19 protein-coding genes are annotated in these 16,665 nt (G+C 39.1%); 17 read left to right on the top strand and 2 right to left on the bottom strand.

Annotation, left to right across the window (positions count from 1 at the left end):
* Positions 1–2 precede the first annotated feature (2 nt).
* Together ptsP and RYK12_RS06255 are read left to right on the top strand one after the other, a co-directional pair.
* On the top strand, positions 3–1,736 hold the full coding sequence (gene ptsP / locus RYK12_RS06260; protein WP_314847813.1) for a phosphoenolpyruvate--protein phosphotransferase: 1,734 nt from the start codon (positions 3–5) through the stop codon (positions 1,734–1,736).
* Between the two features lie 134 nt (positions 1,737–1,870).
* Positions 1,871–2,365, top strand: coding sequence for a YkgJ family cysteine cluster protein (locus tag RYK12_RS06255; RefSeq protein WP_000031476.1), 495 nt, complete (start codon positions 1,871–1,873; stop codon positions 2,363–2,365).
* A gap of 195 nt (positions 2,366–2,560) precedes the next feature.
* On the opposite strand, the gene dhaQ is transcribed toward RYK12_RS06255, so the two are convergent.
* Both dhaQ and dhaS read right to left on the bottom strand, forming a co-directional pair.
* Positions 2,561–3,550, bottom strand: a complete 990-nt coding sequence (gene dhaQ, locus RYK12_RS06250; RefSeq protein WP_314847810.1) for a DhaKLM operon coactivator DhaQ — start codon at positions 3,548–3,550, stop codon at positions 2,561–2,563.
* Entirely contained in the window at positions 3,547–4,077 is a 531-nt protein-coding gene (gene dhaS / locus RYK12_RS06245) for a dihydroxyacetone kinase transcriptional activator DhaS (protein WP_295502483.1), read from the bottom strand. The genes dhaQ and dhaS overlap by 4 nt, the downstream gene beginning before the upstream one ends.
* A 153-nt stretch (positions 4,078–4,230) precedes the next feature.
* On the opposite strand from dhaS, the gene dhaK reads away from it, so the two are divergent.
* The 15 genes from dhaK (at position 4,231) to RYK12_RS06170 (ending at position 16,634) form a co-directional block, all read left to right on the top strand.
* A complete protein-coding gene (gene dhaK, locus RYK12_RS06240; RefSeq protein ID WP_314847806.1) occupies positions 4,231–5,220 on the top strand; it encodes a dihydroxyacetone kinase subunit DhaK in 990 nt (329 codons plus the stop codon).
* A 21-nt stretch (positions 5,221–5,241) separates the two neighbouring features.
* Positions 5,242–5,817, top strand: a complete 576-nt coding sequence (dhaL, locus tag RYK12_RS06235; protein ID WP_314847803.1) for a dihydroxyacetone kinase subunit DhaL — start codon at positions 5,242–5,244, stop codon at positions 5,815–5,817.
* Positions 5,817–6,191, top strand: a complete 375-nt coding sequence (gene dhaM, locus RYK12_RS06230; RefSeq protein ID WP_045611539.1) for a dihydroxyacetone kinase phosphoryl donor subunit DhaM — start codon at positions 5,817–5,819, stop codon at positions 6,189–6,191. The genes dhaL and dhaM overlap by 1 nt, the downstream gene beginning before the upstream one ends.
* Before the next feature lie 750 nt (positions 6,192–6,941).
* Complete coding sequence (locus RYK12_RS06225; RefSeq protein WP_049515218.1) at positions 6,942–7,673, top strand: hypothetical protein; 732 nt, start codon at positions 6,942–6,944, stop codon at positions 7,671–7,673.
* Positions 7,674–7,959: 286 nt separating this feature from the next.
* Positions 7,960–8,151, top strand: a complete 192-nt coding sequence (locus tag RYK12_RS06220; protein WP_314847798.1) for a hypothetical protein — start codon at positions 7,960–7,962, stop codon at positions 8,149–8,151.
* A 30-nt stretch (positions 8,152–8,181) separates the two neighbouring features.
* Positions 8,182–8,394 carry a hypothetical protein gene (locus tag RYK12_RS06215; protein ID WP_314847795.1) on the top strand — a complete coding sequence of 71 codons (213 nt, stop codon included), beginning with the start codon at positions 8,182–8,184 and terminating at the stop codon, positions 8,392–8,394.
* 48 nt (positions 8,395–8,442) lie between these two features.
* Positions 8,443–8,661: a hypothetical protein gene (locus RYK12_RS06210; protein ID WP_203180666.1), complete on the top strand. Its 219-nt coding sequence runs from the start codon at positions 8,443–8,445 to the stop codon at positions 8,659–8,661.
* 124 nt (positions 8,662–8,785) lie between these two features.
* Positions 8,786–9,478 carry a YjjG family noncanonical pyrimidine nucleotidase gene (locus tag RYK12_RS06205; RefSeq protein ID WP_314847791.1) on the top strand — a complete coding sequence of 231 codons (693 nt, stop codon included), beginning with the start codon at positions 8,786–8,788 and terminating at the stop codon, positions 9,476–9,478.
* Positions 9,479–9,539: 61 nt separating this feature from the next.
* A complete protein-coding gene (locus RYK12_RS06200) occupies positions 9,540–10,193 on the top strand; it encodes a uracil-DNA glycosylase (protein WP_314847789.1) in 654 nt (217 codons plus the stop codon).
* A 9-nt stretch (positions 10,194–10,202) separates the two neighbouring features.
* Complete coding sequence (locus RYK12_RS06195) at positions 10,203–10,667, top strand: 8-oxo-dGTP diphosphatase (protein ID WP_261049619.1); 465 nt, start codon at positions 10,203–10,205, stop codon at positions 10,665–10,667.
* A gap of 12 nt (positions 10,668–10,679) precedes the next feature.
* Complete coding sequence (locus RYK12_RS06190) at positions 10,680–11,948, top strand: dihydroorotase (protein WP_125851667.1); 1,269 nt, start codon at positions 10,680–10,682, stop codon at positions 11,946–11,948.
* A 41-nt stretch (positions 11,949–11,989) separates the two neighbouring features.
* On the top strand, positions 11,990–13,351 hold the full coding sequence (gene pdrM / locus RYK12_RS06185) for a sodium-coupled multidrug efflux MATE transporter PdrM (protein WP_314847785.1): 1,362 nt from the start codon (positions 11,990–11,992) through the stop codon (positions 13,349–13,351).
* 153 nt (positions 13,352–13,504) lie between these two features.
* Positions 13,505–14,473, top strand: a complete 969-nt coding sequence (locus RYK12_RS06180) for a thiamine pyrophosphate-dependent dehydrogenase E1 component subunit alpha (protein WP_314847783.1) — start codon at positions 13,505–13,507, stop codon at positions 14,471–14,473.
* Between the two features lie 15 nt (positions 14,474–14,488).
* Positions 14,489–15,481: an alpha-ketoacid dehydrogenase subunit beta gene (locus RYK12_RS06175; RefSeq protein ID WP_000448712.1), complete on the top strand. Its 993-nt coding sequence runs from the start codon at positions 14,489–14,491 to the stop codon at positions 15,479–15,481.
* A gap of 109 nt (positions 15,482–15,590) precedes the next feature.
* Complete coding sequence (locus tag RYK12_RS06170; protein ID WP_314847782.1) at positions 15,591–16,634, top strand: dihydrolipoamide acetyltransferase; 1,044 nt, start codon at positions 15,591–15,593, stop codon at positions 16,632–16,634.
* Positions 16,635–16,665 lie beyond the last annotated feature (31 nt).

The raw sequence follows: 16,665 nt of genomic DNA, 5'->3' as shown, positions 1-16,665 counted from the left end.
AAATGACAGAAATGCTTAAAGGAATCGCAGCATCTGATGGTGTTGCAGTTGCAAAAGCATATCTACTCGTTCAACCGGATTTGTCATTCGAGACTGTTTCAGTCGAAGATACAAACGCAGAAGAGGCTCGTTTGGATGTAGCTCTTGAAGCTTCTCAAAACGAGCTTTCTCTTATCCGTGAGAAAGCTGTAGGTACGCTTGGTGAAGAAGCGGCTCAAGTTTTTGACGCTCATTTGATGGTTCTTGCTGACCCAGAATTGATCGGTCAGATTAAAGAAACAATTCGCGCTAAGAAAGTCAATGCTGAAGCAGGTCTTAAAGAAGTGACTGACATGTTCATCACTATCTTTGAAGGAATGGAAGACAACCCATACATGCAAGAACGTGCAGCGGATATCCGCGACGTGACAAAACGTGTGTTGGCAAACCTTCTTGGTAAGAAATTGCCAAACCCAGCTTCTATCAATGAAGAAGTAATCGTAATTGCGCATGACTTGACACCATCTGATACAGCTCAATTGGACAAAAACTTTGTAAAAGCTTTTGTAACAAACATCGGTGGACGTACAAGCCACTCAGCTATCATGGCGCGTACACTTGAAATTGCAGCTGTATTGGGAACAAATAACATCACTGAAGTAGTGAAAGACGGTGATATCCTTGCCGTTAACGGAATTACTGGTGAAGTGATTATCAACCCAACAGATGAACAAGCGGCAGAATTTAAAGCAGCTGGTGAAGCTTATGCTAAACAAAAAGCTGAATGGGCACTTTTGAAAGATGCTCAAACAGTAACTGCTGACGGTAAACACTTCGAGTTGGCTGCTAACATCGGTACTCCAAAAGACGTTGAAGGTGTTAACAACAACGGTGCAGAAGCTGTTGGACTTTACCGTACAGAGTTCTTGTACATGGATTCTCAAGACTTCCCAACTGAAGATGAGCAGTATGAAGCATACAAGGCTGTTCTTGAGGGAATGAATGGTAAACCAGTTGTCGTTCGTACAATGGATATCGGTGGAGATAAGGAGCTTCCTTACTTCGATATGCCACACGAAATGAACCCATTCCTTGGATTCCGTGCCCTTCGTATCTCTATTTCTGAAACTGGAGATGCAATGTTCCGTACACAAATCCGTGCCCTTCTTCGTGCTTCTGTTCATGGTCAATTGCGTATCATGTTCCCAATGGTTGCCCTTTTGAAAGAATTCCGTGCAGCTAAAGCAGTTTATGAAGAAGAAAAAGCAAACCTTCTTGCTGATGGTGTTGCAGTTGCGGATGATATCCAAGTTGGTATCATGATTGAAATCCCTGCAGCAGCAATGCTTGCAGACCAATTTGCAAAAGAAGTAGACTTCATGTCAATTGGAACAAACGACTTGATCCAATACTCAATGGCAGCAGACCGTATGAACGAGCAAGTTTCATACCTTTACCAACCATATAACCCATCAATCCTTCGCTTGATCAACAACGTTATCAAGGCAGCTCACGCTGAAGGTAAATGGGCTGGTATGTGTGGTGAGATGGCTGGTGACCAAAAAGCTGTTCCACTTCTTGTCGGAATGGGCTTGGATGAGTTCTCTATGTCAGCAACATCTGTACTTCGTACACGTAGCTTGATGAAGAAATTGGATACTGCTAAGATGGAAGAGTACGCTAACCGTGCCCTTACAGAGTGTTCAACAATGGAAGAAGTTCTTGAACTTCAAAAAGAATACGTTAACTTTGATTAATGTGATTAACCTTGTAACCTAGTTGCAAGGTTTTTTTGACGCATTTTAGAAAAGTATAGTCATGTAAAGTACACTTTTAAATGCTCCGGAAGCATGGTATAATAGAGGGAAGTAAATAGAATAAGAGAGAAATCATGTCTAAAGAAATTGATATTGAGTACTACCACCAGCTGGCCTTGCAAAAGCAGAAGGAGCATCGAAAAGTTTTAGCCAATTTAAAGAAAAAGCCACCAAAAAATCTAGATAAGATAGCCCAGCAGATTCACCAAGAAGTCTTTGCGGAGATTGATTGTACCGCCTGTGCTAACTGTTGCAAGACATTGGGGCCTGACTTTAAAGAAGCGGATATTACACGAATCGCCAAGTATTTTAAGATGAAATTACCTGCTTTTGAAGCGGAGTTTCTGCAGGTAGATGAAGATGGGGATAAGGTTTTTAAATCCATGCCTTGTCCCTTTCTAGGAGGAGATAATCTCTGTTCCATCTATGATGTTCGTCCAAAGGCGTGTCGTGAATTTCCCCATACAGACAGGAAAAAAATCCATCAAATCAACCATTTGACGATTAAGAATACCTTGACCTGTCCAGCAGCCTATCTCTTTGTTGAGAAATTAAAGGATAAGTTATAGAGATTTAAAGGATAAAAAATTTCTAATAATAACTAGTAATATGAAGGGAGAACTCTGTGCCTAGACCGAAAACAAAAGAGGAGCTAATGCTGGCCTCTAAGGAAAACTATGAAAAGCTCAATCGTTTCATCTAAACGTTATATAAGTTTAAAAGGGCTATCAAGTGATGTAGCCCTTTTGAGTTATATAAGCAAATTACCATGCAAATGCTGTCGTTGGAGCATTGAGCGCTTCTAACCACTGTTTATTTTTTACGGGGCAAAGAGTTACGGATATACCTGCCATATCTAGACTGGTCATAAATGTTCCTGATTTTATAAAGGTAATAGTGACTCCTTCAATTTCTAAGAGTTGAAGGAGATCATTGATAAATATGCCCATTTCTAAGTTGCTGGTAGTGCCTAGATTATTTACAAGCAATATAAAATGATCACCCTTTTTCCAATGATAGTGCAATCTTAATTTACTTATAATTTCATTTGCAAGGATTTCCGATGATTGGAATGGGACGATACGATAACCTTCTTCGCCATGTATCCCAATACCATAAGAAATATTTCCTTCTTCCAAGTTAAATAGTGGAAGGGTGGCTTGGGGGAGACTAGCAGATTTCGTTGCAAAGCCAATTGTTGTGATTTCGGGAGCAAGCTGATGACCTAAATCAGTTAGTTGCTCGATGTCGGCACCATTCTGAGCTGCATATCCTAGAACTTTATGAAGTAAAATAGTCCCTGCAAGCCCTCTTCCTCTAATTTGAAATCTATTGTGAGGTTCAATTGAAATATCGTCGTGTGCTAGACTATAGCCGACTTTAATTCCTTCTTTTCTAGCAGTGTTAATGGCCCAGCTAAATTCTTTGATGTCTGCTTCGAAATTTTTTACAATGATGAAGATACCGTGACCATTGTTTAAAAAACGAATGGACTCTAAGATTTCAGTTCTTGTAGGAGGAGTAAATAATTGGCCATAAATAGCAGCAGTAAGCATTCCTTCTCCCACATATCCAATATGCGCAGGTTCGTGACCGGAACCTCCACCCGACAATATTGGAACCTGATGAGGATTGCGATTTTTTTGATAGACTAGTGGTAAAGTAGGGTGTTTTTCTAATTCAGGATGACTGCTGATAGTTGCCGAAATGTAACTTGAAATAATTTTCTGTTTATGATTTGAAATAAATGTCATTGTGGTCTCTTTCCAATAATCGTCATGATGAGATAGTCTGGTTGTGGAACTGGACTTTTTTTATTGACGTAAGCCTTCACGATTTCTGCTAGAGCATGTGAATGATAGTCTAACAAAAAACAAGTATAAGCAGATGAATCGATATCAATCTGACCGTATTCTCTTAAAATTTTTGATACAAGCAAGCGACAGTAGCTGATAAAGTGGTCATAGAAGTTATTTTGCCCTTGAATATCAAAAAGTTGAATATAAAAGTCACGCTCTTGTTCGAAATAAAGAAATAATTCTTGTAATAGTTTTTGGCCTGAAATGAAGTCCAAGTTATTGGTGATATACTCGGTTAAGTCAGTTTCAAATATCCAGTCTAGCAGTTCATATTTGTCAAGAAAGTGATTATAAAAGGTCTGTCTACGAATGCCAGCTGATTCCATGATATCCACAATGGAGATTTTGTCAAATTCTCTAGTAGCTAATAGGTCTCTAAATGCCTTGGCAATCCGTTTTTTTGTAATAAGTGATGATGCCATAGGAAGCCTTTCTGTTACTTACTTCATTTTACCAAAAAAATGTTTTAAACGGGTTTAAAAGGGGACAAATAATAGAATCTGTCCCTTATCATCCAGCAATAAATAATATATAATGAAAGCGAAAACAAAGATACATGCCGAAAGGAGTTTCTCATGAAAAAAATTATAAATGAACCGACACAAGTTGTTGATGAAATGTTGCAGGGATTGTCATTCATGCATGATGACTTGGTAGAACGCTTAGATGGTTTTGATGTCATCGTTAGAAAGGCAGAAAAGACAGGAAAAGTTGGACTCATTTCAGGTGGAGGTTCAGGACATGAACCAAGTCATGCTGGATTTGTAGGAGATGGAATGTTGTCTGCTGCCATTTGTGGAGCAGTCTTCACTTCACCTACTCCGGACCAAATTTTAGAAGCCATTAAGGCGGCTGATGAAGGTGCTGGAGTTTTCATGGTCATCAAGAACTATTCTGGTGACATTATGAACTTTGAAATTGCACAAGAACTTGCTGAAATGGAAGGTATTGATGTAGCAAGTGTTGTGGTTGATGATGATATCGCTGTTGAAAATAGTCTCTATACCCAAGGCCGTCGAGGTGTTGCAGGTACTATTTTAGTCCATAAAATTTTGGGTGATGCAGCTCGTTCTGGTAAATCATTATCTGAAATGAAGGACTTGGCCGAGAAACTTGTCTTAGAAATTAAAACAATTGGGCTGGCCTTGTCTGGAGCAACCGTTCCTGAGGTTGGGAAACCTGGATTTGTTCTAGAAGATGATGAATTTGAATATGGAGTTGGTATTCACGGTGAGCCAGGATATAAAAAAGAGAAAATGCAACCTTCAGCACAATTGGCCTCAGAATTGGTTGAAAAACTATCTGAAGGTTTCCGACTTAAAGCTGGTGAACGCTATGGCCTTCTCATCAATGGTTTAGGAAGCACTCCTCTTATGGAACAATACGTATTTGCAAATGATGTGGCTAAATTACTCCATGAAAAAGGTGTTGAGTTGGCGTTTAAGAAAATTGGAAACTATATGACATCAATTGATATGGCTGGATTATCATTAACATTAATTCGATTGGCAGATGATGAATGGTTGGATGCTCTAAATGCCCCTGTTACTACACCAGCTTGGTAAGGCTCAAGGAGGAAATGTCGCATGAATGTTGAACAAGCTCTTGAATGGATGAAGCTTTTTAATGAAAAGATTCAAGAACAGAAAGATTACCTTAGTGAGTTAGACACTCCTATAGGAGATGGAGACCACGGAGGAAATATGGCACGTGGAATGGCTGCAGTTATGGAAAACTTAGAAGGAAAGCAATTTGAAACAAGCAGTGATGTGTTTAAGCTTGTCTCAATGCAACTACTGAGTAAGGTTGGTGGTGCTTCTGGTCCCTTGTATGGCTCTGCTTTTATGGGCATGGCCAAGGCTGATTCTAATTCGAAAATAGAGGAAATCTTACAAAGCGGTTTGGATATGATTGTCAAACGTGGGAAAGCAGAAGTTGGAGAAAAGACAATGGTTGATGTTTGGACTCCTGTTATTGCTGCCTTGTCTGCTGGCCAATTGACTCAAGAGGTTATTGATAAGGTAGTGAATGCTACCAAAGATTTACTTGCAACTAAAGGAAGAGCATCTTATGTAGGAGAACGTTCTCTTGGACATATTGATCCTGGATCATTCTCATCAGGATTACTCTTTACTTCTCTTTTAGAAACTGGGGTGGTTTAATGGGAAGTATTGGTCTTGTTATCGTTTCACATTCCAAACACATTGCACAAGGTGTTGTTGAACTGATTAGTGAAGTAGCTAAAGATGTTCCGATTACTTATGTAGGAGGAACCGAAGATGGAGGAATTGGAACGAGTTTTGATCAAGTAGATAGGGTTGTTTCCGAAAATCCAGCAGATACTTTATTAGCTTTTTTTGACCTAGGTTCTGCTAAAATGAACTTAGAAATGGTGGCTGATTTCAGTGATAAAAGTATCATGATCAATAGGGTTCCAATTGTAGAAGGTGCCTATACTGCAGCAGCTCTTCTTCAGGCTGGTGCAGAACTGTCAGTTATTCAAACACAGTTGGCGGAGCTTGAAATCAATAAATAAGGAATCTTACTATAACTCTTTTTATAGGTGGGCTATTGATTATCTCAACTATCAAATTTTAAGTAAATAATTTCAAAATCAGAAAGGGATTGCTTTGGGCAGTTCCTTTTTAATGTAAAAGGAGTGGAATCATAGCGTTTCTAAATTGTTAATACTCTTCGAAAATCAAATTCAAACCACGTCAACGTCGCCTTGCCGTACTCAAGTACAGCCTGCGGCTAGTTTCCTAGTTTGCTCTTTGATTTTCATTGAGTATAATAATTCAAAACTGATTGTGATGGGACTATTCTAGCTTTAGAATCCTTCAAAAATTAAAATTTAAGGCAATCAATTACTTAGAAGAGTGCGAAAACATTTAATTTATAGGAATTCTAAGTCTAGAATTACATGGATATTTATGAAGTTAGGATATTCGATAGTTAGGATTGTTCTATTCTGAAAGATTTGAGCTGTCAATCTTCTAGAATAGTAGTTTGCCAATGAATTTTGTTGAAAGATTCCTTGTTTTATGGTAGTCTAAAGTAAAAGAAAGCCTTATCATTATATTTGTATCTTTAATCTGACTTGGTTTAGGTCTAGAAAAGGGATAGATATTTGGGGGTTTCAAATAATAATAATATTTTCACTTGCAAAAAATGTATTTCAACTTTACCTAATGTAGAAGAAGGAAATATCATAAAATGCTTATGACTTGTTTGAAAGAGAATGTAAACTAAAAATGGATTCCCTTTAAATATTAGGAGTAGGTAGATGAGTAATCTAGAGTCAATTCGTAAAGCGCATATCATCGTGTGGGGTGCCTATCTATTTTTATCATTAAGGGCGCCGCTAATTAGCAGCACAGAGTATTTCGTGCTTATTTTTTTAGCGTTTCTCTATTCGATAGTATCGCTCCCTATATATTCAGTGAAAAATAAAATAGTATCTATCTGCCTAGCCATAAATTCGATTCTGTTAATGAGTTTCCCGATTTTAATCAATAAATATTTCCCAGGAAACGTTTCTACTTATATCGTATTAATCAGTATTTTTATCCTGGAGTTTTTAATCTTTAATAAAATTGGTAAAGATTTTGATACTAGATTAGCTAGCGAGTATAGGAAAATCAGTCAGTTTAAAAGTAAGATGTCTCAATCTCCTTGGATAAAATATTTTGAGATTTCTAGTTTTATATTAACTATATTTCCATTTATTCTTCATGGTACAGTTGATAATCATGTATTGACTCTTATCTTTTTGATAAAAATTTGTGTAGATACTACGATAAAGATTCTATTAAACAGAATCTTTAAGACAAGTAAGGTAATGAAAAGGAGGATATTTTCTCTTTTTGTACTAGATTTGATTGTCTATTTATTTTTAGGCTATGTTTTAGCAATGCAAAAAGATGGATACCTATTTTCAATTCTACTAATTTTTTCTAATTTTTCACTTCCCTTTATCAGAGAAAAAGAGTATGAATTATTTAAAAATAAGAAATAAGATAAATATGGTTAAATCTTACTTCTCTTTAAAATCAAATCAGGTAGAGAAAGGATATCTTATCTAGGTAACAAAGTGCTTTAAACGCAGTCGACTATTACTTATTAGAGAACTATCCTAACCATGCAACGTTAAAGAGGAGAATCTTATGAAACTCGTATCACCAAATAATTATACTGCTATTGAATAAGAAGAGATGAGGTGTCTTGATGTGGGATTATTTCTACATAAAGACGGGGGATGTTACAGTAAACGTAGCCACTGTTTATTTTATGGGGAATTAAATATGTTTAAACTAAGTGATAAAGTCAGAGTGGTCTTTGCTCTTTTAGGAGTAAGTTCCATATTGGTTAGTATGTATCTTATACCTTTTATTAAAACTGAGAATAAAGTTTGGGAGATATTTTTATTTATATTAGGTGTATTGCTAATTGGAATTGCGTTACTAAGTCATAAAAAAATTAAATTTTGGAAATAGCGTTAGTGAGAAGAACAGGATGATAGTATTATGATGGTTATTTTAATTTTGATGGTTGTGGTGTTTCTGTATTATGTAATTATAGAGTATTTTCAGAATAGTTATATTGACTGTATACTATTTCTAACATTGCTGATTTCTCATTTGATATGGGATTACTATTTTTTGCCCATTGAAATTTTAGTGGCATTAAGTGGAGTAAATTTGCTGTCAAGATTTTTCAAAAAAAAGAGAAGTCAATAGAGTTGTTAGTGGATTATAAAGATGAAAGGTAAAATTGGGATATTTAAAATGAAACATTTTTTTGCAGGAATTGGTGATATAAGATTTAGTAGTTATCTATTGTCTCTATTTGTAGGATTAGCTCCTCTTTTTCATATCTATATAATAGGCTCTGAAATGAATTTTGTGCAAATAGTATTATCTATTTTGGGAATTATATTTGTTTGTATTTTAACTATTGCTCGAATTTATAGAAGATTTTTCTATAATAAAAATAAACTTGACTAGAATAGTATGGATTAGTTAATCAATTGGAACGATTATTCTTTGTGATACTATACCACTTTTAAGTTTTTACATTAAACAGCCGACTGAAGTGAAAGTTGTTTATCTTAGAAAGGAAAATCTAAAATTGTCCTACAAATTTCTACTCTTCGACCTCGACCACACTTTGCTTGATTTTGATGCTGCTGAGGATGTGGCTTTGACGCAACTTCTAAAAGAAGAAGGAGTTGCAGATATTCAGGCTTATAAAGACTATTACGTTCCTATGAACAAATCTCTCTGGAAGGACTTGGAGCAAAAGAAAATCAGTAAACAAGAGCTGGTTAACACGCGCTTTTCTCGTTTATTTGCTCATTTTGGACAGGAAAAAGACGGTAGTTTTCTAGCCCAACATTACCAGTTTTACCTATCCCAGCAAGGGCAAGCTTTTTCAGGTGCTCATGAACTTTTAGATAGCCTCATCGAGCGTGATTATGACTTATATGCTGCGACAAATGGGATTACTGCTATTCAGACGGGACGTTTGGCTCAATCTGGTCTGGCACCTTATTTCAATCAAGTCTTTATCTCTGAACAATTGCAAACACAAAAGCCAGATGCTCTCTTTTATGAAAAGATTGGCCAACAGATTGCAGGTTTTAGTAAAGAAAAGACGCTGATGATTGGAGATTCTCTAACCGCCGACATTCAAGGTGGCAATAATGCGGGGATTGATACTATCTGGTACAACCCTCATCACCTAGAAAATCACACACAAGCCCAGCCAACCTACGAAGTCCATTCTTACCAATACTTGCTGGATTGTTTAGATAAACTGTAAAAAGTGGTTTAGAAAGCCACTTTTTGCTATAATAGAGGCAGTAAAAACGAAGGAGTTGGCTATGGAACACTCGTCTTGGCATGCTTTGATTAAGGAGCAATTACCTGAGGGTTATTTTGGGAAAATCAATCAGTTTATGGAGCAGGTCTATTCCCAAGGGACTATTTATCCACCCAAGGAAAAGGTTTTTCAGGCTCTATTGACTACACCGCTTGAAGAAGTTAAGGTGGTGATTCTAGGGCAAGATCCCTATCACGGGCCAGGTCAAGCGCAGGGCTTGAGTTTTTCTGTACCTGACTCTATCCCAGCTCCGCCATCCTTGCAAAATATCTTGAAAGAATTGTCAGATGACATCGGGGTTAAGAAATCCCATGATTTGACAGCATGGGCTGAGCAAGGAGTCTTACTTCTTAATGCATGTCTGACTGTTCCTGCTGGACAGGCCAATGGTCATGCTGGTCAGATATGGGAGCTTTTTACGGATGCTGTGATTCAGGTGGTCAATCAACTAGATAAACCAGTCGTCTTTATACTCTGGGGAGCCTACGCACGTAAGAAGAAGTTCTTGGTTACCAATCCTCACCATCTGATTATCGAATCAGCCCATCCCAGTCCGTTATCTGTTTACAGAGGATTTTGGGGTTCTAAGCCTTTTTCCAAGGCCAATGCATTCTTAAAAGAGACAGGACAAGAGCCAATCGATTGGCTTAGATAAGGAGAAAATATGCCTCAGTTAGCGACGATTTGCTACATTGATAACGGGAAAGAACTGCTCATGCTCCATCGTAATAAGAAGCCTAATGATGTCCACGAAGGCAAATGGATTGGTGTGGGTGGTAAGCTAGAGAAAGGAGAGACGCCCCAGGAATGCGCGGCGCGTGAAATCCTTGAAGAAACAGGGCTCAAAGCCAAACCAGTTTTAAAAGGTGTTATCACTTTTCCTGAATTTACACCAGATTTAGACTGGTACACCTATGTTTTTAAAGTGACGGAGTTTGAAGGGGACTTGATTGACTGCAACGAGGGAACGCTAGAATGGGTTCCCTATGATGAGGTTTTGAGCAAGCCGACTTGGGAAGGTGACCATACCTTTGTTGGGTGGCTTTTAGAAGATAAACCCTTCTTTTCAGCCAAGTTTGTTTATGATGGGGATAAATTGTTGGATACCCAAGTTGATTTCTATGAATAAAGGAGAAAGTAGATGCTACTAATCAAAAATGGTCGTGTAATGGATCCCAAGTCTGGTTTAGATCAAGTGTGTGATGTCTTAGTTCAAGATGGGAAAATTGTCAAAATTGCGCCTGAGATTAAAGAAGAAGGAGCAGAAATAATTGATGCTACTGGTCTTGTAGTTGCTCCTGGCTTGGTAGATATTCATGTTCATTTCCGTGAACCTGGTCAAACCCACAAGGAAGATATTCATACTGGTGCCCTAGCAGCCGCTGCAGGTGGTTTTACAACGGTTGTCATGATGGCTAATACCAGTCCAACCATTTCAGACGTGGAGACTTTGCAAGAAGTTCTCCAGTCAGCTGCCAAGGAAAAAATCAATGTCAAGACAGTTGCGACCATTACTAAGAACTTTAATGGCCAAGACTTGACTGACTTTAAGGCGCTTTTGGAAGCAGGTGCCGTTGGTTTCTCTGATGACGGTATTCCGCTTGAAAGCAGTAAAGTTGTCAAGGAAGCCATGGAGGAAGCCAAAAAGCTTAATACCTTTATCAGCCTTCATGAGGAAGATCCAGGTTTGAATGGGATTCTTGGGTTTAATGAAAATATCGCTAAAGAACATTTCCATATCTGCGGTGCGACTGGGGTAGCTGAGTATGCTATGATGGCGCGTGATGTCATGATTGCCTATGCAACCAAGGCCCATGTTCATATTCAGCATTTGTCTAAGGAAGAAAGTGTTAAAGTAGTTGAGTTTGCTCAAGGTTTGGGTGCGCAAGTAACAGCAGAAGTAGCGCCACAGCATTTCTCTAAGACAGAAGCACTCCTTTTGACACAAGGTAGCAATGCTAAGATGAATCCGCCGCTTCGTTTGGAATCAGACCGTCGTGCTGTTATCGAAGGTCTCAAGTCAGGTGTCATTACAGTTATTGCGACAGACCACGCGCCTCATCATGCAGATGAAAAAAATGTTGAGGATATTACCAAAGCGCCATCTGGTATGACTGGCTTAGAAACATCTCTATCTCTCGGTTTGACTTATTTGGTGGAAGCTGGTGAGTTGAGCTTGATGGAATTACTTGAAAAAATGACATACAACCCATCCAAGCTTTACAACTTTGAAGCAGGTTACTTGGCTGAGAATGGTCCAGCGGACATCACTATTTTTGATGCTAAGGCTGACCGCCTTGTGGACTCCCATTTTGCTTCAAAAGCAGCTAATTCACCATTCATCGGTGAAACTTTAAAAGGGCAGGTTAAATATACCATCTGTAAAGGACAAATCGTCTATCAAAACTAGGTGGAAGTCTGCTCTGTAAACTAGAAAAATAGAGAGACTATATGTACCAAACCCATCATTTTAAAGACAAGTTTATCTTATTTTTAAAGATATTTTTCCCTATCCTGATTTATCAATTTGCCAATTATTCTGCCTCCTTTGTTGATACGACTATGACTGGCCAATACAATACCATGGACTTGGCTGGTGTGTCTATGGCAACCAGTATCTGGAATCCTTTCTTTACATTTCTGACAGGGATTGTGTCAGCCCTGGTGCCTATTATTGGTCACCATCTTGGTCGAGGTAAAAAGGAAGAAGTCGCGTCTGATTTTTACCAATTTATTTATTTGGCCTTGGGCCTATCCGTGCTCTTGCTGGGGATGGTGCTTTTATTGGCACCACTAATCTTGAATCATATTGGGTTAGAAGCATCAGTGGCGGCAGTAGCGGTTCGCTATCTCTGGTTTTTATCTATCGGAATTATCCCCTTATTGCTCTTTAGTGTCATTCGTTCTTTGCTGGATTCGCTGGGCTTAACCAAACTGTCTATGTACCTCATGCTTTTGTTACTTCCCTTGAATAGTGGATTTAACTATCTCTTGATTTACGGGGCCTTTGGTGTTCCAGAACTGGGAGGTGCTGGTGCTGGTTTAGGAACATCCTTGGCTTATTGGGTTTTGCTTGGAATTTCTGTACTGGTTTTATTTAAACAGGAGAGGCTCAAAGCCTTGCATTTTGAGAAACGCATTCCACTTAATATGGATAAAATTAAGGAAGGAGTTCGCTTAGGTTTGCCTATTGGGGGAACTGTCTTTGCCGAAGTGGCTATCTTTTCTGTGGTTGGTTTGATTATGGCTAAGTTTTCGTCCTTGATTATCGCTAGTCACCAGTCGGCTATGAATTTTTCAACTCTCATGTACGCCTTTCCTATGAGTATCTCATCGGCTATGGCTATTGTTGTTTCCTATGAAGTGGGAGCCAAGCGATTTGATGATGCGAAAACCTATATTAGTCTAGGAAGATGGACTGCTCTTATTTTTGCGGCCTTCACCTTATCCTTTCTTTACATTTTTAGGGGAAATGTGGCTAGTCTTTATGGGAACGATCCAGAATTTATCGATTTGACAGCGCGTTTTTTGACTTACAGCCTTTTCTTCCAGTTAGCAGATACCTTTGCGGCACCGCTTCAGGGAATTTTGCGGGGTTATAAGGATACCGTGATTCCTTTTTACCTTGGTTTGGTTGGTTATTGGGGCGTAGCAATCCCAGTGGCTATGCTATTTGATTCCCTAACAGATTTTGGAGCTTATTCTTACTGGATCGGTTTGATTATTAGTCTAATCGTGAGTGGGGTTCTCTACCGTTGGCGTTTAACTGTGATTATGAAGAGATTTGAATCTTTAGCAAAATCCAAAAGCTAAAAAGTTTGTGAAAAAATATTCTTGATAAGAAAATCCCTTGTTTTCACGGGGTTTTCTTTTTTAATTTGTGAAATTTTATTTAGAAAAACTTTGACAGTATTTACCAAAAACGGTAAAATAGTAAGGTAAGAAGAAAGTTAGAAAGGCAAGAAGATGTCAACTTTAGATAAAAATCTTTTGCTAGAGATGTTCCGTAAGATGGAAGAAATCCGTCGTATGGACTTAAAAATTGCACAATTAGTAAAGAAAGGAAAAGTGCCAGGAATGACGCACTTTTCTGTTGGAGAAGAGGCGGCTAACGTGGGTGCTATGTTGGCTCTCAATCCAGATGATTTAATTACCTCAAACCACCGTGGTCACGGACAAGCTATTGCCAAAGGAATTGACCTCAACGGAATGATGGCTGAAATCCTTGGTAAATACACTGGAACCTGTAAAGGTAAAGGTGGATCTATGCATATCGCCGACCTTGATGCTGGTAACCTCGGTGCCAATGGTATCGTAGGTGGTGGTATGGGAATTGCTGTTGGTGCAGCCCTCAGTCAGCAAATGCAACATACTGGAAAAATCGTTGTCTGCTTCTTTGGGGATGGTGCGACCAACGAAGGTGTTTTCCACGAAGCAGTGAACATGGCTTCTATCTGGAACCTGCCAGTCATTTTCTATTGCATTAACAATGGTTACGGTATCTCTGCGGATATCAAGAAAATGACTAATGTAGAACATATCCATCAACGTAGCTCCGCTTATGGAATTCCTGGAATGTTCATCGAAGACGGTAACAATGTCATCGACGTCTATGAAGGATTTAAGAAAGCTGCAGACCATGTTCGTGGTGGCAATGGTCCAGTCTTGATTGAAAGTGTAACTTATCGCTGGCTTGGTCACTCATCATCTGACCCTGGTAAATATCGTACACGTGAAGAAGTGGAATTGTGGAAACAAAAAGACCCAATCGAAAACCTTCGTAACTACCTCGTTGAGAACAACATTGCAAGTGCCGAAGAATTGAAAGAAATCCAAGCGCAAGTTAAGGAAGCAGTAGAAGCTTCTGTTAAATTTGCGGAAGAAAGTCCATTCCCACCACTTGAATCAGCATTTGAAGATATTTACGCAGACTAAGGAGAAAGAGATAAAATGGAAACAAAAACAATGTCCTTCCGTGACACCATTATCCTTGCTATGTCTGAGGAAATGCGTCGCGATGAAAATGTGTTCTTGATGGGAGAAGACGTCGGTGTCTTCGGAGGAGACTTCGGAACTTCTGTTGGAATGCTTGAAGAATTTGGTCCAGAACGTGTTCGTGACTGTCCGATTTCTGAGGCTGCCATCTCGGGAGCAGCAGCAGGAGCAGCGATGACAGGACTTCGTCCAATCGTCGATATGACCTTCATGGACTTCTCTGTTATTGCCATGGACAATATCGTCAACCAAGCAGCTAAAACACGTTACATGTTTGGTGGTAAAGGTCAAGTTCCAATGACTGTCCGTTGTGCAGCAGGTAACGGAGTTGGATCTGCAGCTCAGCACTCGCAATCACTAGAGTCTTGGTTTACTCACATTCCAGGACTTAAGGTTGTAGCACCAGGTACGCCTGCGGACATGAAAGGACTGCTTAAGTCTTCTATCCGTGATAATAACCCAGTTATTATTCTTGAGTACAAGTCAGAATTTAACCAAAAAGGGGAAGTACCAGTTGATCCAGACTATACGATTCCACTTGGAGTCGGTGAAATCAAACGCGAAGGAACAGATGTAACAGTTGTTACTTATGGGAAAATGCTCCGTCGTGTGATTCAAGCAGCTGAAGAATTGGCCGAAGAAGGCATTTCTGTTGAAATCGTGGACCCACGTACCCTTGTTCCACTTGATAAGGATATCATCATCAACTCAGTTAAGAAGACTGGTAAAGTTGTTCTGGTCAATGATGCCCACAAAACAAGTGGCTATATCGGAGAGATTTCAGCTATTATTTCAGAGTCAGAAGCATTTGACTATCTAGATGCACCAATCCGTCGTTGTGCAGGAGAAGATGTGCCGATGCCTTATGCACAAAACCTAGAAAATGCAATGATTCCAACAGTTGAAAGCATCAAAGATGCAATCCGTAAGACTTATAACAAAGAATAGAATTACATAAGATAAGTTATGTAAACAAAATAAAGCTGACGAGAAACTTTGTATCTTTTAGGTGCAGAGCTCTTCGTCCTTAATATCTTAGTATAGAATTGGAGAGGTCATGGCTGATGACAAGCTAAGAGCGACTCCTGCAGCTAGAAAGTTAGCGGATGATTTAGGGATCAACCTCTACGACGTTTCTGGCTCAGGTGCAAACGGTCGTGTCCACAAAGAAGACGTGGAAACTTATAAAGACACAAACGTGGTTCGCATTTCGCCACTTGCAAAACGAATTGCCCTCGAACATAACATTGCTTGGCAGGAAATTCAAGGAACCGGTCATCGTGGTAAAATCATGAAGAAGGATGTTTTGGCCTTGCTTCCTGAAAATATCGAAAACGACACCATCAAGTCTCCTGCTCAGATTGAAAAAGTGGAAGAAGTTCCTGATAATGTAACACCATACGGTGAAATCGAGCGTATTCCAATGACACCAATGCGTAAGGTTATTGCTCAACGCATGGTTGAATCTTACTTGACTGCGCCAACCTTTACTCTCAACTATGAAGTTGATATGACGGAAATGTTGGCTCTTCGTAAGAAGGTTCTTGAGCCAATCATGGAAGCAACTGGGAAGAAGACTACTGTAACAGACCTTCTTTCACTTGCAGTTGTTAAAACTCTTATGAAACACCCATACATCAACGCTTCATTGACAGAAGATGGCAAGACCATTATCACTCACAACTATGTCAATCTTGCGATGGCAGTTGGGATGGATAATGGATTGATGACACCTGTTGTTTACAATGCTGAAAAGATGAGTCTTTCAGAACTGGTTGTAGCTTTCAAGGATGTTATTGGTCGTACCTTGGATGGCAAATTGGCTCCAAGTGAACTTCAAAATTCAACGTTCACAATCAGTAACTTGGGAATGTTTGGCGTTCAGTCCTTTGGTCCTATCATCAACCAACCAAACTCAGCTATCCTTGGTGTGAGCTCGACAATCGAGAAGCCAGTTGTCGTCAATGGTGAAATTGTGATTCGCCCAATCATGAGTCTTGGTTTAACAATTGACCACCGTGTCGTAGATGGTATGGCTGGTGCTAAGTTTATGAAAGACTTGAAAGAATTGATTGAAAATCCAATCTCAATGTTTATTTAAGAACAAGAGTATTCATTTTTAAGATATAGAT

It is taken from the genome of uncultured Streptococcus sp. (assembly GCF_963518475.1).
Classification (GTDB): Bacteria; Bacillota; Bacilli; order Lactobacillales; family Streptococcaceae; genus Streptococcus.
The sequence above is the reverse complement of the archived record's forward strand: the minus strand, read 5'-3'. Positions and strand labels throughout refer to the sequence as shown.